Below are 20,003 nucleotides of genomic sequence, written 5' to 3'. Positions count from 1 at the left end.
GGTAGTCTGTGGCCTCGTGTCCACCCGTCTCGCGGTCGTCCGCCTCGACCAGGAGCTGCCGTTGCCGGCGCGCGCCCATCCGGGCGACGCCGGTGTCGATCTGTTCAGTGCCGTCGACGTCGAACTGGGCCCGGGTCACCGGGAGCTGGTGCCGACGGGACTCGCGGTGGCGATTCCCGAGGGAATGGTGGGCCTGGTGCACCCGCGGTCGGGACTCGCGGCGCGCGTGGGACTTTCGATCGTGAACAGTCCCGGCACCATCGATGCCGGCTATCGCGGCGAGATCAAGGTGTCGTTGATCAATCTCGATCCGACCCAGCCCATCCGGATCAGCCGGGGGGATCGGATCGCACAATTATTGGTTCAGCGTGTCGAACTTCCGGAACTTGTCGAGGTGCAATCCTTCGACGAGGCCGGGCTGGGCGGCACGACCCGTGGCGACGGAGGCCACGGCTCATCGGGAGGACATGCGAGTCTCTGATGGCGTTCGGTAAGCAGAAACATTCGAAGCAGGACAACGAGGCCGACGGCACGGACGCCGTCGTTCCGGTCGGCCGCGGGGACGTCCAGGGCGACGAGCCCGCCGCCGGCGGGGAGCTCGAGGGCCCCTTCGACCTCGAGGACTTCGACGACCCGGAAACCGCGGCCGTCGGGCGGCTGGATCTGGGATCGGTGCTCATCCCGATGCCCGACGCCGGCCAGGTGCAGGTCGAGCTGAACGAGACGGGCGCACCCAGTGCGGTGTGGGTGATCACCCCCAACGGCCGGTTCACGGTGGCCGCCTACGCGGCGCCCAAGAGCGCCGGGCTGTGGCGGGAGGTGGCGTCCGAGCTCGCGGATGCGTTGCGCAAGGACACGCCCAACGTCTCGATCGAAACCGGACCGTGGGGCCGTGAGGTCGTCGGCCTGAGCGAGGGTGCGGTGCGGTTCATCGGCGTCGACGGCTACCGCTGGATGATCAGGTGCGTGGTCAACGGTCCGCGGGAGACGTTCAACGCGCTGGCCGCCGAAGCGCGGAAGACGTTGGTGGACACCGTCGTTCGGCGCGACAGCACGCCACTTCCGGTGCGTACGCCGCTGCCGGTGCAGTTGCCCGAGCCCATGCTCGAGCAGTTGCGGGCCGCCGCCGCACAAGCCGCCGCCCAGGCGCAGCAGGGCCAGCCACCCACCGCTGCGCCGGCCGGTCCGCCAGTTCCGCCGGTGCCGACCGAACCCGCTTCCGAACCGGTCGCACGGCGCAGCCAGGGTTCGGCCATGCAGCAGTTCCGCGGTGTGACCGGGGGCTGACCGAGGCCCGCGCCGTCACACGTCGGCCAGGGCGGCCAGGCAGGCCGCACCCAGCGCGCCGGCGTCCGCGCCGATGTCGTCGAGCGTGACCGTCCGCAGCGATGCATTCGGGGCCGCGGCCACCCACTCGACCCCTACCTCCAGCGGATGCACCGGGTCGTCGGAGGCCGATACGACCCCCATCGGTGTGGTCATGGCGGACAGCTCCGCGGTGGTCGGTGCGACGAACCCCGCCGCCTCCGTCATGGCGTCCGGCAGATCCGGCCACTGACCCAGCCATGACCGGGTCAGCTCGTCGGCCAGCCAGGGCGGGCTGGATTCGCGCATCCGCGTCGTGGTGGCCACCAGGCCGTCGCGCCGCAATTCGCCGGCCGTGTGGAGCGCGGCCAGCGCCGCCGGGGCGGCGTCGGGTTTCCCCGTCCAGGCGGGCAGCGCGGCCAGCACGGCCACCGTGCGCGACGGATGCGCGATCGCCCAGGCGACGGCCACGGCGGCTCCCAATGACACGCCGGCGACGGCGATCGGGCCGTCGCGGGACGCGTCGTCGAGCGCCCGGTGATAACCGGCGATCAGTCCGGCCGGCTGCGGTGTGTGCGGGATCACCACCGCGCCGACGGAGTGCAACGCCGGCGCGAACGCCCGGTAGACGTAGTCGTCATCGGAGCCGGTGCCCGGCAGCAGAACGGTCGGCACCCCGCGAAGTTCAACACTCATAGGACGATCGTGCACCGCATGTGCATTCCGGAACGAACGGGTCTACCGTGGCTAACGTCATCGCGGAAAGCGGTGATCCGCTAACCCGGGATCCGTTGAGTTTTTCAGGAGAAGCCATGGCCACGGCCGAAGGTTATCTGCGCCGGCTCACCCGTCGCCTGACGGAGGATCCTGAACAGCGTGATGTCGAGGAACTGACCGACAAGGCCGCCTGTACCGGCGCCCACCGGGCCATCGACTGCGAGCGCGGCCAGGAGGTCACGATGGTCGGCACGCTGCGCAGCGTGGAGGCCAACGCCAAGGGGTGTGCGGGCGGCGTGCGCGCCGAGTTGTTCGACGGCACCGACGCGGTGATGCTCGTCTGGCTGGGTCAGCGCCGGATCCCCGGCATCGAGTCCGGACGCACGCTGCGGGTGCGCGGCCGGCTGGGCAAGCTGGAGAACGGCGCCAAGGCGATCTACAACCCGCACTACGAAATTCAGCGCTGATCTTGGCGGACGACCAAACCGGCGGGCAGGCCCTGCTGGCTCAGATGGGCGGCGTCGCCGGACTGATCTACTCGTCACTGCCCGTGGTGGTGTTCGTTCCCGTTTCTTCCATGTTCGGTCTGCTGCCGGCGATCATCACCGCGCTGATCGTCGCCGCGCTGATCCTGGCCTGGCGGCTGGTCCGGCATGAGTCCGTCCAGCCCGCCGTATCGGGCTTCATCGGGGTCGGCTTCTGCGCGCTGATCGCCTGGTACGTCGGGGCGGCCAAGGGCTATTTCCTGCTGGGGATCTGGATGTCGCTGTTCTGGGCGGCGGTGTTCGGGCTGTCGATCCTGATCCGCCGGCCGGTCGTCGGCTACGTCTGGAGCTGGGTCAACGGACACGGCTACCGCTGGCGATCGGTCCGCCGCGCCGTCACGGCCTTCGACGTGGCGACCTTCACCTGGGTGGTCGTGTTCGCCGCGCGGTTCCTGGTCCAGCACCAGTTGTATGACATGGACCGGACGGGCTGGCTGGCCGCCGCCCGCATCGCGATGGGCTGGCCGCTGACCGGAGTGGCAGCACTGGCAACGTATTTCGCGATCAAGTCGGCGCAGCGCGCCGTGCACGCCGCCTTTCCGGACTAGACCGTCGGCAGCAGGATCGCCCGCAATTCGTCCTCGACCTCCGCGGCGGCGACGAGCAGCAGTTCATCGCCGCCCTCGAGGGGCTCGTCGGGCTCGGGCACGATCACCCGGTTGCCGCGCAGGATGGTCACCAGCGCTGCGTCCCTGGGCAATTCGAGCTTGCGGACAGGACGCCCACCCCAGGGGGTGTCGTCGGGCAGCGTGATCTCCACCAGGTTGGCCGCACCCTTGCGGAACTCCATGATGCGCACGAGGTCGCCGATCGACACCGCCTCCTCGACCAGCGAGGCCAGCATGCGCGGTGTCGACACCGCGACGTCGACGCCCCAGGATTCGTCGAACAGCCACTCGTTGCGCGGGTCGTTGACCCGGGCCACCACCCGCGACACGGCGAACTCGGTCTTGGCCAGCAGCGACAGCACCACGTTGGCCTTGTCGTCGCCCGTGGCGGCGATGACCACGTCGAACTCCTCGAGTTTGACCGACTCGAGCAGGCTGAGTTCGCACGCGTCGCCCAGGCGCCAGTGCGCGCCGGGGATGGCGTCGACGTCGATGTGATCGGCGTTGCGTTCGATGAGCGACACGTCGTGGTCGCTCTCGATCAGTTCGCGGGCGATGGATCGCCCGACCGCTCCGGCTCCGGCGATGGCGACCTTCATGAGCGCACTCCTACGGCCCGAGTGTCCGGCTTTGTACACGGGAGCCCGGCGTGTCGCGTACGAACACGGACGCTCGCGGAGAAAACGATGGGCATCAGTGGGCCTCCTCGCCGAGGTCCGCCGGGGGCGGCATCGCGGCGATCGCCACCGCCTCGGCGACGTGCCCGGACACCGCGGCGATGTACACCTGATCGCTGGCCTGGATGACGGTCTTGGCCTCGGGCAGCACCCCCGCGCCGAACCGGATCAGGAACGCGACCCGCGCCCCGGTGGTCGTCTCGAGGTCGGTGACGCGGTGGCCGAACCAGTCGTCGTGCAGCACCACCTCGGCGACTGCGACATTCCCGGTCGGATCCCGCCATTTGGCGGTCTCGGATTCCTGCACGAGGGCGTTGAGCAGACGGTCGGTGGTCCACGGCACGGTGGCCACGGTGGGGATGCCCAGCCGTTCGTAGACCTGTGCGCGGCCGGCGTCGTAGATGCGCGCCACCACGCGTTGTACGCCGAACGTCTCGCGCGCCACCCGGGCCGAGATGATGTTGGAATTGTCGCCCGAGGAAACCGCCGCGAACGCGCCCGCGCCCTCGATGCCGGCCCGCAGGAGCACGTCGCGATCGAAGCCCATGCCCAGCACCCGCTCGCCGGTGAAATCGGGGCTCAGGCGCTGGAATGCGCTGCTGTCACGGTCGATGACGGCGACCTCATGGCCGATCCGGTCCAGGGCGCCGGCCAGCGACGCGCCGACCCGACCGCACCCCATCACCACTACGCGCACCAGGTGTCCTTTCGGCTCGGCCGCTCGCTCGTATGAAGACCGTACGCGGAACGCTACAGGCGTGATGGCTTAGGCATACCCTTGGTCCTCGTGTCCAAATTATCGACGGCCGCTCGACGCCTTGTTCTGGGACAGCCGTTCCGCAGCGACAAATTGGGCCACACGTTGCTGCCCAAGCGCATCGCCCTGCCCGTGTTCGCCTCCGATGCGATGTCCTCGGTGGCCTACGCGCCCGAGGAGATCTTCCTGGTGCTCTCGGTGGCGGGGCTGTCGGCCTACGCACTGACGCCGTGGATCGGGCTGGCGGTCGCCTTCGTGATGCTGGTGGTGGTGGCCAGCTACCGGCAGAACGTGCACGCCTACCCGTCCGGCGGCGGTGACTACGAAGTGGTGACCACCAACCTGGGGCCGACGGCCGGGTTGACGGTGGCCAGTGCGCTGATGGTGGATTACGTTCTGACCGTTGCGGTTTCGATGGCTTCCGCGATGTCCAACATCGGTTCGGCGGTACCGTACATCGCGCAGCACAAGATGTGGTTCGCGGTGGTGGCGATCCTGCTGCTGATGTCGATGAACCTGCGTGGTATCCGCGAATCGGGCACCGCGTTCGCCATCCCGACCTACGCCTTCATCGTCGGCATGTTCATCATGCTGGGCTACGGGATGTTCCGGATCTACGTGCTGGGCGATCCGATCCGCGCGGAGTCGGCCGGCTTCACGATGCACGCCGAGCACGGCGACGTGCTCGGCTTCGCGTTGGTCTTCCTGGTCGCCCGGTCGTTCTCGTCGGGCTGCGCGGCGCTGACCGGCGTGGAGGCGATCAGCAACGGCGTCCCGGCCTTCCAGAAGCCGAAGTCCAAGAACGCCGCGACGACGCTGCTGATGCTGGGCTCCATCGCGGTGGCGCTGCTGATGGGCATCATCGTGCTGGCCGAGAAACTCGGTGTGCAGATCGTCGACGACCCCGCGACCCAGCTGGAGGGTGCGCCGGCCGGCTATCACCAGAAGACGCTGGTGGCCCAGCTGGCGCAGGCCGTGTTCGGCAGCTTCCATCTCGGATTCATCTTGATCACCGTCGTGACCGCGCTGATCCTGGTGCTGGCCGCCAACACCGCGTTCAACGGTTTCCCGGTGCTGGGGTCGATCCTGGCCCAGGACAGCTATCTGCCCCGGCAGCTGCACACCCGCGGTGACCGGCTGGCGTTCTCCAACGGCATCCTGTTCCTGGCGTTCGCCGCCATCGCGTTCGTGGTCGCGTTCAAGGCCGAGGTCACCGCGCTGATCCAGCTGTACATCGTCGGGGTGTTCGTGTCGTTCACGCTCAGCCAGATCGGCATGGTGCGGCACTGGACCCGCCACCTGAAGACCGAGACCGACCCGGCGGTGCGCCGACAGATGATTCGCTCGCGGGTGGTCAATACCATCGGATTCCTCTGCACGGGAACGGTTCTGCTGGTGGTGCTGGTCACCAAGTTCCTCGCCGGGGCGTGGATCGCGATCGTGGCGATGACCGCACTGTTCGTCATCATGAAGCTCATCCACCGGCACTACGCCGCCGTGAGCCGGGAGTTGGCGAACCAGGAGTCCGAGGTCGACGACATCGTGCTGCCCAGCCGCAACCACGCCGTGGTGCTGGTGTCCAAGCTGCACCTGCCGACGCTGCGGGCGCTGGCCTACGCGCGGGCCACCCGGCCCGACGTCCTGGAGGCCATCACGGTCAGCGTCGACGACGGTGAGACCAAACAACTGGTGCACAGATGGCAGGAGAGCGACATCAGTGTGCCGCTCAAGGTGGTCGCCTCGCCGTACCGCGAAATCACCCGCCCCGTACTGGATTACGTCAAGCGCATCACCAAGGACTCACCGCGCACGGTGGTGACGGTGTTCATCCCCGAATACGTGGTGGGGCACTGGTGGGAGGGCATCCTGCACAATCAGAGCGCACTGCGGCTCAAGGGCCGGCTGCTGTTCGAGCCCAACGTCATGGTGACTTCCGTTCCGTGGCAATTGAATTCGTCCGAGCGACTGAAGACGTTGCAGCCCCAGTCGGCGCCGGGCGATGCCAGACGGGGAATCCTGGATTGAGTCTGCTGACACTGACCGCCGGTGCGCCCGCCAACGGCGGCAGCTGCGTGGCGCGCGGGGACGACGGCCGAGTGGTGTTCGTGCGCTACGCGCTGCCGGGCGAGACGGTGCGGGCCCGGGTCGTCGATCAACGCGGATCCTATTGGCACGCCGTAGCGGTGGAGATCCTGGAACCCGCGTCCGAGCGCATCGAATCGCTGTGCCCGATCGCCGGCGTCGACGGTGCGGGCTGCTGCGACATGGCGTTCGCGGATCCCGTCGCGTTGCGCACGATCAAGGGCGAGGTGGTGGCCAATCAGCTGCAGCGCCTCGGCGGGTTCGCCTGGACCGGCGCGGCCGAGCCCGTCGGCCCCGGCGGGGCAACCGGCTGGCGGACCCGGGTGCGTCTCGAGGTCGGTGCCGACGGCCGGCCCGGCTTCCACCGCTACCACAGCGCTGAACTGGTGACCGACCTGCGTTGTGCCCAGCTGTCCGCCGGCATGCTCGATGATCTGCCCGTCGACGGCGCGCGGGTGGGAGACCAGCTGCACGTGGTGCTCGACGACGATGGTGCGCGGCATGTCGTGGCCAGCGGCGGGGAGCGCCGGCCGCGGGTGCTGGCCGGCGAGTACGCCGCGGTACAGCGGGTCGGGGATCGACGCTGGACGCTTCCGGTGACCGCGTTCTGGCAGTCGCACCGCGACGCCGCCGGTGTCTACAGCCAACTCGTGACCGACTGGGCCGCAATCGAACCCGGCGCAACCGCATGGGACCTCTACGGCGGAGCCGGGTTGTTCGCGGCGGCCCTGGCCGAGCGCGCCGGACCCGCCGGGCAGGTGGTCAGCGTGGACACCTCGCGGTCCGGCGCCAGGGCGGGCCGGGCGGCACTGGCCGATCTGCCGCAGGTGCGTTTCGTCACCGATTCGGTCCGCAAGGCGCTGCCGGCGCTGACCGGTGCAGCCGCGAAAATAGAGGTCGCCGTGCTGGACCCGCCGCGCGCGGGCGCCGGCCGCGAGGTTGTCGAGCAGGTGGCGTCGGCCGGCGTGCCGCGAGTGATCCACATCGGTTGTGAGGCAGCGTCCTTCGCGCGGGACATCGGGCTCTACCTCGGGCAGGGCTACACCGTGGAGCGCCTGCGGGTGTTCGACGCCTTCCCGCTGACGCACCACGTCGAGTGCATCGCCCTGCTCACCCGCTGACCGCAGCCCTGTTAGGTTCGATCGATGGCACGACCGATCTTCGGTGGGCGCCTGCTCACCCGGGAATCCTGGCCGGAGACCCGCCGCGTCACCGACATCCTGCGCAAGGAGACGGTGGGCGGCATCCTGCTGCTGATCGCGGCGGGTGCGGCCCTGCTGTGGGCCAACTCCCCGTATTCGGCTGCCTACCACCGGGTCTCGGAGACCGTGATCGGTCCGCGTGCGCTGCACCTGGACCTGTCGGTGTCGGCATGGGTGGCCGACGGTCTGCTGGCCATCTTCTTCTTCGTGGTCGGGCTGGAGCTCAAGCGCGAGTTCGTTGCCGGGGATCTGCGCGACCCCGCCCGCGCGGCGCTGCCGATCCTGGCCGCGGTCGGCGGCATGGTCGTTCCCGCGGCGGTCTACGTCGCGGTCAACCTGGCGGCCGGTTCCCCGGACACGTTGGACGGATGGGCGGTCCCGACGGCCACCGACATCGCGTTCGCGCTGGCGGTGCTCGCGGTCATCTCCACCCACCTGCCGGCGGCGCTGCGGACCTTCCTGCTCACCCTCGCGGTGGTCGACGACCTCCTTGCGATCATCGTGATCGCGGTGTTCTACACCGACCATCTGGCGCCGCTGCCACTGATCGGCGCGCTGGCGCTGATCGCCGTCTTCGGACTGGCCGTGCGGCGCGGGGTCCGAATGTGGTGGGTCCTGGTTCCACTGGCCGTCGTCGCGTGGGCGCTCATGCACGCCAGCGGCGTGCATTCGACGGTCGCCGGGGTGCTGTTGGGTTTCGCCGTACCGGTGCTGGGTCCGCACGCCGCCGCCGAACACTTCGAGCACCGGATGCGGCCGCTGTCGGCCGGCGTCGCGGTTCCCGTGTTCGCCTTCTTCGCCGCCGGTGTGACCGTCAGCGGTTGGGCGGGATTGCTGGCCGCGATGGGTGATCCCGTGACCCTCGGGGTGCTGGCGGGACTGGTGGTGGGCAAACCGGTGGGCGTGTTCCTCACCACGTATCTGGCGGCCCGGTTCACCCACGCCCGCCTCGACGACGACCTGGCCTGGCGCGACGTGCTCGGGGTCGCGCTGCTGGCGGGGATCGGCTTCACCGTCTCACTGCTGATCGGCGAATTGGCGTTCGGCCACGGCACGCCGGAGGGCGAGGACGTCAAGGTCGCCGTGCTGCTCGGGTCGCTGGCCGCGGGGCTGTTGGCCGCGCTCGTTCTGCTCGGCCGCAACGCCGCGTACCGGCGGATACACGCCGCCGAGACCGCCGACACAGACAACGACGGCATCCCCGATGTCTACGGGACGCACGGGCCGCCATCCGGCTGAACCCAGGTTGCTCGAGTACACTGGTCGGATGCTTGAACAGATCCGCGGACCCGCAGATCTGCAGCACCTTTCCCAATCCCAGCTCGATGATCTGGCTCACGAGATCAGGGATTTCCTGATTCACAAGGTGGCTGCCAGCGGCGGGCACCTCGGTCCCAACCTGGGTGTGGTCGAACTGACGCTGGCTCTGCACCGGGTGTTCGACTCGCCGCACGACCCGATCATCTTCGACACCGGCCATCAGGCCTACGTGCACAAGATGCTGACGGGGCGGATGGGCGATTTCGACTCGCTGCGCCGCAAGGGTGGTCTGTCCGGATATCCGTCGCGCGCGGAGAGCGACCACGACTGGGTCGAGTCCAGCCACGCCTCGACGGCGCTGTCCTATGCCGACGGTCTGGCCAAGGCGTTCGAGCTGACCGGGCATCGCAACCGGCACGTGGTGGCCGTCGTCGGCGATGGCGCCCTGACCGGTGGCATGTGCTGGGAAGCGCTGAACAACATCGCCGCCGCCAACCGTCCCGTGGTGATCGTCGTCAACGACAACGGCCGCAGCTACGCACCCACCATCGGCGGGCTGGCCGACCACCTGGCCACCCTGCGCCTGCAGCCGGGCTACGAGAAGCTGCTGGAGAAGGGCCGGGATCTCGTCCGCGGCGTTCCGATGGTCGGCGAGTTCTGCTACCACTGCATGCACAGCGTCAAGGCGGGACTCAAGGATGCCCTGTCGCCCCAGGCGATGTTCACCGACCTGGGCCTGAAGTACGTCGGGCCCATCGACGGCCACGACGAGCACGCCGTCGAGTCGGCGCTGCGCAGCGCGCGGGACTTCAACGCCCCGGTGATCGTGCACGTGGTCACCCGCAAGGGCATGGGTTACGGTCCGGCCGAGGCCGACGAGGACGAGCAGATGCACGCTTGCGGCGTCATCGACCCGGCAACGGGCCTGGCCACCTCCGAGGCCGCGCTGGGCTGGACCACCGTCTTCTCCGACGAGCTGATCCGCATCGCCGGCAAGCGCCGCGACGTCGTCGGGATCACCGCCGCGATGCCGGGACCGACCGGTCTGGCCGAATTCGGAAAGCGGTTCCCGGATCGCGTGTTCGACGTCGGCATCGCCGAACAGCACGCGCTGACCTCGGCCGCGGGCCTGGCCATGGGTGGACTGCACCCGGTGGTGGCCATCTACTCGACCTTCCTCAACCGGGCCTTCGACCAGGTGATGATGGACGTCGCGCTGCACAGGCTGCCGGTCACGATCGTGCTCGACCGGGCCGGCGTCACCGGCCCCGACGGCGCCAGCCATAACGGGATGTGGGACCTGGCGATGCTGGGCATCGTGCCCGACATGCGGGTCGCCGCACCGCGCGATGCCACCCGGCTGCGTGAGGAACTGGCCGAGGCGCTCGCCGTCGGCGACGGCCCCACCGCGTTGCGTTTCCCCAAAGGTGATGTGGGCGAGGATATTCCGGCGTTGCATCGTGTGGCCGGCGGCCTCGATGTGCTGGCCACCCCGGCCGACGGACTGGGCAACGACGTACTGCTGGTGGCCGTCGGCGCGCTGGCCGGCATGGCGCTGGGCAGCGCCGAGCGGCTGCGTAACCAGGGGATCGGGGTGACGGTCGTCGACCCGCGCTGGGTGCTGCCCGTCTCGGACGGCCTCGTGGAACTGGCGGCCGCCCACAAGCTGGTGGTGACGCTGGAGGACAACGGCGTGGCCGGCGGGATCGGGTCGGCGGTGTCGGCGGCGCTGCGGCGTGCCGAGATCGATGTGCCCTGTCGAGACATCGGCGTACCGCAGCGGTTCCTGGCGCACGCCTCGCGCGGCGAGATCTTCGCCGAGATCGGGCTCACCGACCAGAATGTGGCGCGGCGGATCACCGGATGGGTTGCCGCGCAGGGCGCTGCGGCGGCCGAGCCCGAGATCAGCGAACGCCTCGACTGACGGTCGAATCGGTTCGACGGCATCAGGAGGACCTCTGAAACGTATTGGTGCCCTGCTGATCTGCCTGTTGGTCGCTCTGGCGACGACGGGTGTGGCGATGGCCACACCGCCGAGCTGGTCCGGGTTGAATGCCACGGTCTACGCCGGACCCATCGGACCTCCCGGCACTCTGATCGAGACGGTGCCGCTGGACCCCGCGCTGTCGGTGCGCGGCGCGTCCGCGGCGTATCGCATCCTCTACGCGAGCATCGATCAGCACGACCGGCCCGCCGTCGGCACGGCCGCGGTGTTCACACCGAGAACCGCAGCGCCACAGGGTGGCTGGCCGGTGATCGCCTGGGCGCACGGCACCGTCGGACTCGGCGACGACTGCACCCCGTCCGCGAACGCGCGCAGTCCACGCGACAACGAGTACTTGAGCCACTGGCTCGACCAGGGCTACGCCGTCGTCGCCGCCGACTATGTCGGCCTGGGCACCCCCGGGCTGATGAGTTACCTCAACGCCCGGACCACCGCGCACGGCATCGTCGACGCGGTGATCGCGGCACACCACATGGATTTGCCGCTGTCGCCCAGGTGGGCGGTCGTCGGGCAGTCGCAGGGCGGGGGTGCAGCCGTGGCCACCGCCCGCTGGGCCACGGAGTTCAGCGCCGGGTCCGGGCTGGACTACCGCGGCGTCGTCGCCACCGGGACACCGGCCGGCGTCGAAGCAATGGTGGGCCAGGCCGGCCCGCAGATGACGGTGCCGCCCAACCTGGATCCGATCGCCAACGCCTACGCCGCCTACATCGTGGCCGCGCTGCGCGAGGCCCGTCCCGACCTGAACCTCGACTCGGCGCTGACCCCGGCCGGGCGTGCCGCGGCCGACCGGGCCGAGTCGGTGTGCGTCCATGAACTGGCCGCGGCACTGGCCGATATGACGGTGCCCGGTTTCTTCTCGGGCCCACTGGCCGGCATCCCCGGCTATCTCGAAGCGGTCGACCAGTTCATGGGCATCCCCGATGCCGGTTTCGACCGGCCGATCTTCCTGGGTGTCGGACTGCAGGACCGGGACGTGCCCCCGGATCTGACGCTGCGTTTCCACGACCGGCTGGTGGCCAACGGTCAACCGGTGGTCCTGAAGGTGTATCCCGACGACGATCACAGCAGTACCGTCCTCGCGTCGATGGCGGATTCGACACCATTCCTGGCCGCCCGGTTCGCCGGGTAGGGTGCGCCCATGGACGCCGAACTGGAGGGATGGAAAGCCGCCGGGCAGGTCTTCGACTACCTGGGTTTCGACATCTTCTACCGCGTCGACGGTCCGCCCGCCGGCTCGGGTCCCTATCTGCTGGCGATCCACGGCTACCCGTTCAATTCGTGGGACTGGTCGCTGATCTGGCCGGCGATCACGCAGCGGTTCACGGTGATCGCCCCCGACATGATCGGTATGGGTTTCTCCGACAAGCCGCGCGCGTACGAGTATTCGGTGGCCGACCACGCCGATATGCACGAGGCGCTGCTGAGGCACCTCGGTGTCGAGCACGCGCACATCCTGGCCCACGATCTGGGTGACTCGGTGGGTCAGGAACTGTTGGCGCGCATGCATTTCGGTGAACAGAGCTACGGCGACTGGTGCATCGACTCGATCACCTGGCTCAACGGCGGCCTGTTCAACGAGGCGTATACCCCGCGTGCGATGCAGAAGCTCATGTCGCGAACTCCCATGGGCGACTTGATGAGTCCGCTGCAGGGCAGCCCGTTGTCGCGGAGGCTGCTGGAACCCACGCTGGCCGAGATGTTCGGGCCGCACACCAAACCGGACTCGGAGCTGATGGCGAAGTTCCATCAGATTCTGGAGTACAACGACGGAAAGCGGGTGCTGCACAAGGTCGGCCGCTTCCTCGACGACCGGTACCGGCACCGCAACAGGTGGGTGCGGGCGATGCGGGAGACCGCCGTGCCGATGCGGCTGATCGACGGCCCCGTCGACCCCAACTCGGGTGCCCATATGGCCGCGCGGTACCGCGACGTCATCCCGAACGCGGACGTGGTGATGCTCGGCGACGACATTGGTCACTGGCCGCAGATCGAAGCGCCCGAACAGGTGTCGGCGCACTTCCTCGAATTCGTGACGACGCTGATCTAGCCGCCGGTCAGCGCCGCGGCGAGGGCGGGCACCGCCAACTCGCGCTGCCAGGTCCGTGCGCCGCCGTCGCGCAGCACCGCTTCGACGGTGGCCACCGCCGTGGCGCTGTCGGTTGTCGGCGCCCAGTCCCAGCACAGGCGCCGGACCAGTTCCGGTGACACCAGGTTCTCGGTGGGCACATGCACGCGTTCGGACACCTCGCTCAGTGCGTTGCGCGCGGCCTCGAGGCGCGCGGCCGCCTCGGGTTTGCGCCTGCTCCAGCGCACGGCCGGGGGCGGCCCGTTCTGCGGTTCGGACGCATGCGGGGGATCGGGGTCGGCCCGGCCGGCGGCCAGCGCATCCAGCCAGATCTTGGCGCTGCGGCGCTGTTTGGGCCCGCCGAACACGGGCAGCGCCAGTAGTTCTTCGACGGTCTTCGGGTCGGCCTGGGCGGCGTCGATGATCGCCGAATCGGGCAGGATCCGGCCCGGCGCGATGTCGCGGCGCTGGGCGATATGGTCGCGGGTGTTCCACAGTTCGCGTACCTCGGCCAGCGCGCGCCGGTTGCGAACCTTGTGGATGCCGGAGGTGCGCCGCCACCGGTCCCGACGCGTCGGGGTGGCCTCGGAAGTGCGGACGAACTCGAATTCCTGTGCGGCCCAATCGGTTTTGCCCTGTTCGGTGAGCAGGACCGAGATGGCCTCGCGCAGTTCGAGCAGCACCTCGACGTCCAGTGCGGCGTAGTTGAGCCACGCGGGCGGCAGCGGCCGTTTGGACCAGTCCGCGGCCCCGTGTCCCTTGGCCAGTCCCAGGCCCAGCATCCGCTGCACCATCGCGGCCAGGTTGACCCGGTCGAATCCCGCCAGCCGACCGGCCAACTCGGTGTCGTAGAGGCTGGGCGGGTGCATGCCGACCTCGGCCAGACACGGCAGATCCTGGTCCGCGGCGTGCAGGATCCACTCGTCGGTGGCCAGTACCTCGGCCACCGGTGCGAGCACGGTCAGCGGATCACCGCCGTGGCTGACCGGGTCGATCAGCACGGTGCCCGCGCCGGCGCGGCGGATCTGGATCAGATAGGCCCGGTTGGAGTACCGAAAGCCCGACGCGCGCTCGGCGTCCACCGCGAACGGGCCGGTCCCCGACGCCAGGAGGTCGGCCGCCGCGGCGATCTCGCGCGTGTAGACCGACAGCGGCGGAACCCCGTCGGCGGGTTCGAGGAGCGGAAGCGGCTCCGGTTCGGGGGCGGCCTCCTCGCTGGCGGCGACCTGGTCGTCGGTCTGGCTCATAGTCAGGCGCGCGACCGTGAACCGAGGTCGGTCACCCCCACCGGCGGCAGGCCCGCGGCATGTTCGAGCACCTCGCAGAACGCCTGCACATGCACCCCGAGTTCCGGTGTGGTGGCCGTCCAGGACGCCCGCAGTTCGAGCTGGTGTGCGCGCGGCGGACCGGAGATGTCGCCGTAGCGCACTGACGTGGTGGCGGTGACGGTGCCGCCGAGGGCCGTGACGTGCTCGGACCGTGTCTCGAGCGCGTCGACCAGCCAGCTCCAGGCCACCTCGGGCAGCAGCGGGTCGACGGCTTCGGTGGAATCCAGATCGGCCTGGATGTAGGCCACCAGCCGCATGGTGCCGTCCCACGCCTCGGAGCCCTCGGGGTCGTGCAGCAGGATCAGCCGGCCGAACGCGTCACCGTCGGACTGCTCGGGCACCACCGCGAGATCGGAGACCAGCTCGGGATGTTTGACCTCGGCGCCGATCGCGTAGCTGAAGGGCGCCAGCCGCTGTGGCGGGCGGATCGGGCCGAGTTCGATCTCCGGCCGGACCGTCGCGGCGTTCATCGCCTCCACGGCATCGTGGAATTCGGCCGGTTCGGCGGAGGTCACGAATCGACGCTAGCCCCATCTGAGCAGCGACGGGCGCAGGCGCGCCGTTTTTTGGCCCGGGTGCCGGTGATGGCAGCATGGACGCCGATGAACGTGCCCCAGGACGTCCCCCAGGACGCGCGCCCGAACACCCGTCGTGACCTGCCCGACTCGTCCTATCTGGCCGCCGCGGCCGGTCGCACGCCCGCCCGGACGCCGGTGTGGTTCATGCGGCAGGCCGGCCGCAGCCTGCCCGAATACCGCGCGCTGCGCGCCAACCACCGCATGCTCGACGCGTGCTTCGACGCCGACCTGGTCTGCGAGATCACCCTGCAGCCGATCCGGCGCCACCATGTGGACGCGGCGATCCTGTTCTCCGACATCGTGGTGCCGCTGCGCGGCGCGGGCATCGACCTGGACATCGTGCCCGACGTCGGTCCGGTGATCGCCTCGCCCGTCCGGACCGCCGCCGACGTCGCCCGCATCGGCGTGCTGGATCCGGCGGCCGTACAACCCGTCTCCGAGGCGGTCTCCCTGCTGGTCGACGCCCTGGGCGAGGTACCGCTGATCGGGTTCGCCGGCGCGCCGTTCACCCTGGCGTCGTATCTGGTCGAGGGCGGCCCGAGCAAGCATCATGAGCGCACCAAGGCGATGATGCTGGCCGATCCATCGACGTGGCACGCGCTGATGACCGCGCTGACCGACATCACCATCGCGTTCCTGCGCCTGCAGGTCGACGCCGGAGTGGACGCGATCCAGGTGTTCGACTCCTGGGCGGGCACGCTGTCCCTGGCCGACTACCGCGAGCTGGTGCTGCCGCATTCGACGCGGGTGTTCCAGGCGATGGCCGGCGCGGGCATCCCGATGACCCACTTCGGGGTGGGCACCGCGGAGCTGCTCGGGGCCATGGGCGAGGCGGGCGCCACCGTCGTCGGGGTGGACTGGCGCACCACGCTGTCGGATGCGGCCACCCGCGTCCGGCCGGGCACGGCCCTGCAGGGCAACCTCGATCCCGTCGTGCTGATGGCCGGCTGGGACATCGTGGAAGCCCGGGCGCGGGCCGTTGTCGAGGACGGCCGGGCCGCCGTCGCCGCGGGTGCGGCCGGGCACATCTTCAACCTCGGCCACGGCGTGATGCCGGCCACCGATCCCGCTGTGCTGACCGACCTGGTGGCGTTGGTGCATTCGTTGTGATGCCCAGGGGTCCGTCGTATTGTGTTGTGGGGGGCGGCATTTCGGGCCTGGCGGCGGCCTACCGGCTGCGCCGCGCAGTGGGTCCCGACGCCACCATCACCGTTTTCGACCCGGCTGACCGGCTCGGCGGAATCCTGCGGACCGAACGGGTCGGCGGCCAGTCGATGGACATCGGCGCCGAAGCGTTCGTGGCCCGCCGGCCCGAGATGCCCGGACTGCTCGCCGACCTCGGCCTGGCCGGGCGGCGAATCTCCCCGACGGGCGCCAGGCCGCTGATCTACGCCGGCGCGCGGCTGCATCCGCTGCCGGCCGGGACGGTCAACGGCATCCCCAGCGCCGCCGCCCCGATGACGGATCTGGTGGACGCGGCGACGCTGGCGCACATGGGCGCCGAACCGTCGCGCCCGCTGTCCTGGCACGCCGGGGCCGATCCCTCGGTCGGTGACCTCGTCGCGGACCGGTTCGGCGCGCAGGTGGTGGCCCGCTCGGTGGATCCGATGCTCTCGGGGGTGTACGCCGGTACGGCCACCGGCATCGGTCTGCGTTCGGCGGTGCCGACGGTGGCCGCGGCCCTGGACCGCGGCGCGCCGAACCTGACCGAGGCCGTGCGGGCGGTGTTGCCGCCGGGTCCCGCCGGTCCGGTGTTCGGGGCGGTCGACGGCGGTTACCAGGTGGTGCTGGATGCGCTGGTGGCCCAGAGCGGGCTGCGCTGGCAGGGCACCGCGGTGGTGGAACTCCTGCGCGACGGCGGCGGCTGGAACGTCTACGACGACGAAGGCACCTGCTGGCCCGCCGACGGGGTGATCCTGGCGCTGCCCGCGCCGCGGCTGGCCGCGCTGACGGCCGGGCCGGCGCCGCGCACCGCGGCCGCTGCGCGGCGCATCGAGGTCGCGTCGTCGGTGGTGGTGGCGCTGGCGGTGCCCGGCGGAACGCCGTTGCCGCAGAACTCCGGCGTGCTGGTGGCCACCGGAGAACCGTTGCACGCCAAGGCGATCACGCTGTCCGGACGCAAGTGGGGGTCGCGGGGTAACGCGGAGCTGCTGCGGTTGTCGTTCGGCCGGTCCGGCGACACGATCGCGCGCGATACCTCTGACGACACGCTGCTGGCCTGGTCGCTGGAGGACCTGCGCACGGTTTTCGGCATCGACGTCGAGCCGGTGGACGTCCGGGTGCACCGCTGGCTGGACGCCATGCCGCAGTACGCGCCCGGCCACGGCCGCCTGGTTGCCGAACTGCGGGCCGGGCTGCCGCCGGGCCTGGCGGTGGCGGGCAACTATCTCGACGGCATCGGGGTGCCGGCCTGTGTGGGTGCGGCCGGACTGGCCGTGCAGGCGCTGTCGGGTGCCGTGGGACGATAGAGGCATGGCCAAGCTGGACTACGACAAACTCAACTCCACCACCCGCTACATGATGATCACGGCGTTCGCGGTGAACCCGGGCGAGCTGGACGACGATCGTGCCGATGTGGTCGACGACGTCGCCACCTTCTTCAAACAGCAGGAGGAGAGAGGCGTCGTACTGCGCGGGCTCTACGACGTGGCGGGGATGCGCGCCGACGCGGACTTCATGACCTGGACGCACGCCGAGCGCATCGAGGACCTGCAGGCCGCCTACACCGGTTTCCGCCGCACCCGGCTGGGCCGGGTGTCCGAGCCGGTGTGGAGCGCCGCCGCGTTGCACCGTCCCGCCGAGTTCAACAAGAGTCACGTCCCGGCGTTCATCGCCGGCGAACCCGCCGGTGACTACGTGTGCGTGTACCCGTTCGTGCGGTCCCTCGAGTGGTACCTGCTGCCCGACGACGAGCGCCGCCACCTGCTCGTCGAGCACGGCATGGCCGGCCGCGAATACGCCGATGTCCGGGCCAACACCGTGCCCGCCTTCGCACTCGGTGATTACGAGTGGATCCTCGCCTTCGAGGGGCCCGATCTGGGCCGCATCGTCGAACTCATGTGGAAGCTGCGCTACACCGGCGCCCGCCGGCACGCCCGCGAGGAGACGCCGTTCTTCACCGGGCCGCGTCGCAGCGTCGAGGATCTGATCGCCGCGCTGCCGTAGGCCCGCCTAGGAGTTGGGTGCCAGCTTCAGGGAGATCGAATTGATGCAGTACCGCTGATCCGTCGGGGTCGGATAGCCCTCGCCGGAGAACACGTGGCCCAGATGGCTGTGGCAGCTGGCGCACAGCACCTCGACCCGCCGCATGCCGTGCGTGTCGTCGGGCCGGAGCAGGACCGCTTCGGACTGGCTCGGGTTGAAGAACGACGGCCATCCGCAGTGCGAGTCGAATTTCTCTGTGCTGCGGAACAATTCGGCTCCGCAGGCGCGGCAGTTGTACACACCTTCGGTACGCGTGTCGGTGTACTCGCCGACACCCGGGCGTTCCGTGCCGGCCCGGCGCAGGACCGCGAACTCCTCCGGTGTCAGCTTCGAACGCCACTCGTCATCGGTCAACTGCACCTTGGCCGGGGGGAGCTCCCGTTGGCTGCGGGTCGTCATCAGCACACGCTAGCGCGGTCGGGCGGCGGCGTCATCCAGGGCGGGTCGATTCCCCCGGCCAGACGATCCTCCGATCGGGCGTCGAGGTAGCGGAAGTAGAGCACGCAGACCACCACGATCAGGATCAGCGACCAGCCGTAGGTGATCTTCATGTACTCGAGGAAACGTCCGGTGGTGGGCCAGCGCCACATCAGCCAGCGGTCCATCGTCAGGAAGCCGTAGGTGGCCAGCCAGGCCGGCCAGTTGCGCAGCACGGAATTCGGCAGCACCACCGTCATGAGGAACGGGAACAGCATCATCGAGTAGTAGCCCTGCGCCAGGGACAGCACCAGCCAGGACGTCACCAGCAGTACGCCCGACGACGTGAGCATCCAGAACCGCTGATCGCGCTCGCGGTAGTACCGGTACAGCAGCCACAGGCTGGCGGCCGCGAGCGCCACGAACAGCGCCCGCAGCGCCATGATCAGCCACAGCGGCAGACCGTAGTAGGTGCCGTTGCCCAGGATGGAGGAGTTGAAGTAGTCCCGGGTGCCCAGGATGTAGGGCAGCGTGTTGTGCACGAAGCTGCCGGCGTCGGAGACCAGCGGCCAGGCCGCGGCGTTGACGGCGATCGGCACCGCGAACGCCGCGGCCAGCGTGCGCCACTGCCGGTTGAGCAGCGGGATCAGCAGCAGCACCCCGAGCACCGGTTTGACCACCAGCGACAGGCCGATCGCAATGCCGGCCCACCACTGATGGCCGACCTTGCCGGACAGCAGGAACTTCAGGAACACCACCTCGGCGAGCAGGATGCAGCCGTTGATGTTGGTGAAAACCAGTGTGTTGGTGACGGATTCGGTGACGAACATGGCCGCCAGCACGGCGGGCAGGGCCACTGAGGTCAGCGCGAACCCGAACATGCGCACCAGCAGGCAGGCCGCGGCGATGATCGCGACGGTGTTCAGTGCGACGAACCAGTTGTGCGAGGCGAAGATCGTGTTGATGTAGCCGAACGGGGCCATCAGCAGGGTGCCGCCCGGTGGGTACAGGTAGTGCGGGTCGACGTAGTCCAGGTGTTCGTTGTAGATGTCGACGCCGGCGCGGAAGTTGCGGACCGCGCGGTACACCGGGGCCCAGTCATCGGTGATGTAACCGTTGCTGGTGAGCACCCAACTGCGGTGGATGATCGACATGATGGCGATCGGCCACAGCGCCACGCGAAACACCTCGGCGGTGGTCATGGGGGCGGATCGGGGCCGGAAGGCGCGAAGGACAGCCGTCACGCCGGAACC

General features: G+C 69.6%; 20 protein-coding genes. 13 read left to right on the top strand and 7 right to left on the bottom strand.

All coding sequences use genetic code 11. The features are described from left to right. Nucleotides 1-16 precede the first annotated feature (16 nt). Complete coding sequence (gene dut, locus U0R18_RS05320; RefSeq protein ID WP_526366631.1) at nucleotides 17-481, top strand: dUTP diphosphatase; 465 nt, start codon at nucleotides 17-19, stop codon at nucleotides 479-481. Continuing rightward, the gene (locus U0R18_RS05315; RefSeq protein WP_526367455.1) at nucleotides 478-1,287 is read left to right on the top strand and encodes a DUF3710 domain-containing protein; all 810 of its coding nucleotides are present in this window, start codon (nucleotides 478-480) and stop codon (nucleotides 1,285-1,287) included. Before dut ends, U0R18_RS05315 begins: the two co-directional genes overlap by 4 nt. Before the next feature lie 15 nt (nucleotides 1,288-1,302). On the opposite strand, the gene U0R18_RS05310 is transcribed toward U0R18_RS05315, so the two are convergent. Further along, the gene (locus U0R18_RS05310) at nucleotides 1,303-2,001 is read right to left on the bottom strand and encodes a serine aminopeptidase domain-containing protein (protein WP_526366629.1); all 699 of its coding nucleotides are present in this window, start codon (nucleotides 1,999-2,001) and stop codon (nucleotides 1,303-1,305) included. Between the two features lie 116 nt (nucleotides 2,002-2,117). Between U0R18_RS05310 and U0R18_RS05305 the strand changes: the two genes are divergently transcribed. Then, entirely contained in the window at nucleotides 2,118-2,489 is a 372-nt protein-coding gene (locus U0R18_RS05305) for an OB-fold nucleic acid binding domain-containing protein (RefSeq protein ID WP_526366626.1), read from the top strand. A 44-nt stretch (nucleotides 2,490-2,533) separates the two neighbouring features. Then, complete coding sequence (locus tag U0R18_RS05300) at nucleotides 2,534-3,115, top strand: DUF3159 domain-containing protein (RefSeq protein WP_526367453.1); 582 nt, start codon at nucleotides 2,534-2,536, stop codon at nucleotides 3,113-3,115. Here U0R18_RS05300 and U0R18_RS05295 read toward each other — a convergent pair. Then, nucleotides 3,112-3,774, bottom strand: a complete 663-nt coding sequence (locus U0R18_RS05295; RefSeq protein WP_526366624.1) for a potassium channel family protein — start codon at nucleotides 3,772-3,774, stop codon at nucleotides 3,112-3,114. The genes U0R18_RS05300 and U0R18_RS05295 overlap by 4 nt on opposite strands. A 94-nt stretch (nucleotides 3,775-3,868) precedes the next feature. Next, on the bottom strand, nucleotides 3,869-4,549 hold the full coding sequence (locus tag U0R18_RS05290; RefSeq protein ID WP_526366622.1) for a potassium channel family protein: 681 nt from the start codon (nucleotides 4,547-4,549) through the stop codon (nucleotides 3,869-3,871). A gap of 90 nt (nucleotides 4,550-4,639) precedes the next feature. Here U0R18_RS05290 and U0R18_RS05285 point away from each other — a divergent pair, with 90 nt between their 5' ends. From U0R18_RS05285 to U0R18_RS05260, 6 genes are all read left to right on the top strand, one after another. Further along, a complete protein-coding gene (locus tag U0R18_RS05285; protein WP_526366620.1) occupies nucleotides 4,640-6,634 on the top strand; it encodes an amino acid permease in 1,995 nt (664 codons plus the stop codon). Continuing rightward, entirely contained in the window at nucleotides 6,631-7,812 is a 1,182-nt protein-coding gene (locus U0R18_RS05280; RefSeq protein ID WP_526366618.1) for a class I SAM-dependent RNA methyltransferase, read from the top strand. Before U0R18_RS05285 ends, U0R18_RS05280 begins: the two co-directional genes overlap by 4 nt. A gap of 24 nt (nucleotides 7,813-7,836) precedes the next feature. Continuing rightward, nucleotides 7,837-9,132, top strand: coding sequence for a Na+/H+ antiporter NhaA (gene nhaA, locus U0R18_RS05275; protein WP_526366616.1), 1,296 nt, complete (start codon nucleotides 7,837-7,839; stop codon nucleotides 9,130-9,132). A 28-nt stretch (nucleotides 9,133-9,160) separates the two neighbouring features. Beyond that, nucleotides 9,161-11,077 carry a 1-deoxy-D-xylulose-5-phosphate synthase gene (dxs, locus tag U0R18_RS05270; protein ID WP_526366614.1) on the top strand — a complete coding sequence of 639 codons (1,917 nt, stop codon included), beginning with the start codon at nucleotides 9,161-9,163 and terminating at the stop codon, nucleotides 11,075-11,077. Nucleotides 11,078-11,174: 97 nt separating this feature from the next. Next, nucleotides 11,175-12,287 carry an alpha/beta hydrolase family protein gene (locus U0R18_RS05265; protein WP_526366612.1) on the top strand — a complete coding sequence of 371 codons (1,113 nt, stop codon included), beginning with the start codon at nucleotides 11,175-11,177 and terminating at the stop codon, nucleotides 12,285-12,287. Between the two features lie 9 nt (nucleotides 12,288-12,296). Further along, complete coding sequence (locus U0R18_RS05260; RefSeq protein ID WP_526366610.1) at nucleotides 12,297-13,205, top strand: alpha/beta fold hydrolase; 909 nt, start codon at nucleotides 12,297-12,299, stop codon at nucleotides 13,203-13,205. Here the strand turns inward: U0R18_RS05260 and U0R18_RS05255 are convergent. Together U0R18_RS05255 and U0R18_RS05250 are read right to left on the bottom strand one after the other, a co-directional pair. Then, entirely contained in the window at nucleotides 13,202-14,470 is a 1,269-nt protein-coding gene (locus U0R18_RS05255) for an HRDC domain-containing protein (protein ID WP_526366608.1), read from the bottom strand. The genes U0R18_RS05260 and U0R18_RS05255 overlap by 4 nt on opposite strands. Before the next feature lie 2 nt (nucleotides 14,471-14,472). After that, the gene (locus U0R18_RS05250; protein WP_526367451.1) at nucleotides 14,473-15,021 is read right to left on the bottom strand and encodes a DUF3000 family protein; all 549 of its coding nucleotides are present in this window, start codon (nucleotides 15,019-15,021) and stop codon (nucleotides 14,473-14,475) included. Nucleotides 15,022-15,153: 132 nt separating this feature from the next. Here U0R18_RS05250 and hemE point away from each other — a divergent pair, with 132 nt between their 5' ends. The 3 genes from hemE to hemQ are packed head-to-tail and all read left to right on the top strand — an operon-like array spanning nucleotide 15,154 to nucleotide 18,294. Next, nucleotides 15,154-16,239 (top strand): uroporphyrinogen decarboxylase, encoded by a 1,086-nt coding sequence (hemE, locus tag U0R18_RS05245; protein WP_526366606.1) that lies wholly within the window; start codon nucleotides 15,154-15,156, stop codon nucleotides 16,237-16,239. Further along, nucleotides 16,236-17,597, top strand: a complete 1,362-nt coding sequence (locus tag U0R18_RS05240) for a protoporphyrinogen oxidase (RefSeq protein ID WP_526366604.1) — start codon at nucleotides 16,236-16,238, stop codon at nucleotides 17,595-17,597. The genes hemE and U0R18_RS05240 overlap by 4 nt, the downstream gene beginning before the upstream one ends. A gap of 4 nt (nucleotides 17,598-17,601) precedes the next feature. Continuing rightward, the gene (gene hemQ, locus U0R18_RS05235; protein ID WP_526366602.1) at nucleotides 17,602-18,294 is read left to right on the top strand and encodes a hydrogen peroxide-dependent heme synthase; all 693 of its coding nucleotides are present in this window, start codon (nucleotides 17,602-17,604) and stop codon (nucleotides 18,292-18,294) included. 6 nt (nucleotides 18,295-18,300) lie between these two features. On the opposite strand, the gene msrB is transcribed toward hemQ, so the two are convergent. Further along, nucleotides 18,301-18,732 carry a peptide-methionine (R)-S-oxide reductase MsrB gene (gene msrB, locus U0R18_RS05230; protein ID WP_526366600.1) on the bottom strand — a complete coding sequence of 144 codons (432 nt, stop codon included), beginning with the start codon at nucleotides 18,730-18,732 and terminating at the stop codon, nucleotides 18,301-18,303. Next, entirely contained in the window at nucleotides 18,732-19,952 is a 1,221-nt protein-coding gene (gene aftC / locus U0R18_RS05225; protein ID WP_526367449.1) for an arabinofuranan 3-O-arabinosyltransferase, read from the bottom strand. The genes msrB and aftC overlap by 1 nt, the downstream gene beginning before the upstream one ends. Nucleotides 19,953-20,003: the final 51 nt, after the last annotated feature.

Source organism: Mycobacterium sp. (genome assembly GCF_046330795.1).
Taxonomy (GTDB): domain Bacteria; phylum Actinomycetota; class Actinomycetes; order Mycobacteriales; family Mycobacteriaceae; genus Mycobacterium.
Note: the sequence above shows the minus strand (reverse complement) of the source record. Positions and strands in the feature narration are given on the sequence as shown.

Bases quoted from the DNA above. Each gene is read 5' to 3' on its own strand.
- U0R18_RS05310 (WP_526366629.1), bottom strand. From the start codon at position 2,001: ATGAGTGTTGAACTTCGCGGGGTGCCGACCGTTCTGCTGCCGGGCACC.
- U0R18_RS05305 (WP_526366626.1), top strand. From the start codon at position 2,118: ATGGCCACGGCCGAAGGTTATCTGCGCCGGCTCACCCGTCGCCTGACG.
- U0R18_RS05300 (WP_526367453.1), top strand. From the start codon at position 2,534: ATGGGCGGCGTCGCCGGACTGATCTACTCGTCACTGCCCGTGGTGGTG.
- U0R18_RS05295 (WP_526366624.1), bottom strand. From the start codon at position 3,774: ATGAAGGTCGCCATCGCCGGAGCCGGAGCGGTCGGGCGATCCATCGCC.
- nhaA (WP_526366616.1), top strand. From the start codon at position 7,837: ATGGCACGACCGATCTTCGGTGGGCGCCTGCTCACCCGGGAATCCTGG.
- dxs (WP_526366614.1), top strand. From the start codon at position 9,161: ATGCTTGAACAGATCCGCGGACCCGCAGATCTGCAGCACCTTTCCCAA.
- U0R18_RS05265 (WP_526366612.1), top strand. From the start codon at position 11,175: ATGGCCACACCGCCGAGCTGGTCCGGGTTGAATGCCACGGTCTACGCC.
- U0R18_RS05260 (WP_526366610.1), top strand. From the start codon at position 12,297: ATGGACGCCGAACTGGAGGGATGGAAAGCCGCCGGGCAGGTCTTCGAC.
- U0R18_RS05255 (WP_526366608.1), bottom strand. From the start codon at position 14,470: ATGAGCCAGACCGACGACCAGGTCGCCGCCAGCGAGGAGGCCGCCCCC.
- U0R18_RS05250 (WP_526367451.1), bottom strand. From the start codon at position 15,021: ATGAACGCCGCGACGGTCCGGCCGGAGATCGAACTCGGCCCGATCCGC.
- hemE (WP_526366606.1), top strand. From the start codon at position 15,154: ATGAACGTGCCCCAGGACGTCCCCCAGGACGCGCGCCCGAACACCCGT.
- hemQ (WP_526366602.1), top strand. From the start codon at position 17,602: ATGGCCAAGCTGGACTACGACAAACTCAACTCCACCACCCGCTACATG.
- msrB (WP_526366600.1), bottom strand. From the start codon at position 18,732: ATGACGACCCGCAGCCAACGGGAGCTCCCCCCGGCCAAGGTGCAGTTG.
- aftC (WP_526367449.1), bottom strand. From the start codon at position 19,952: ATGACCACCGCCGAGGTGTTTCGCGTGGCGCTGTGGCCGATCGCCATC.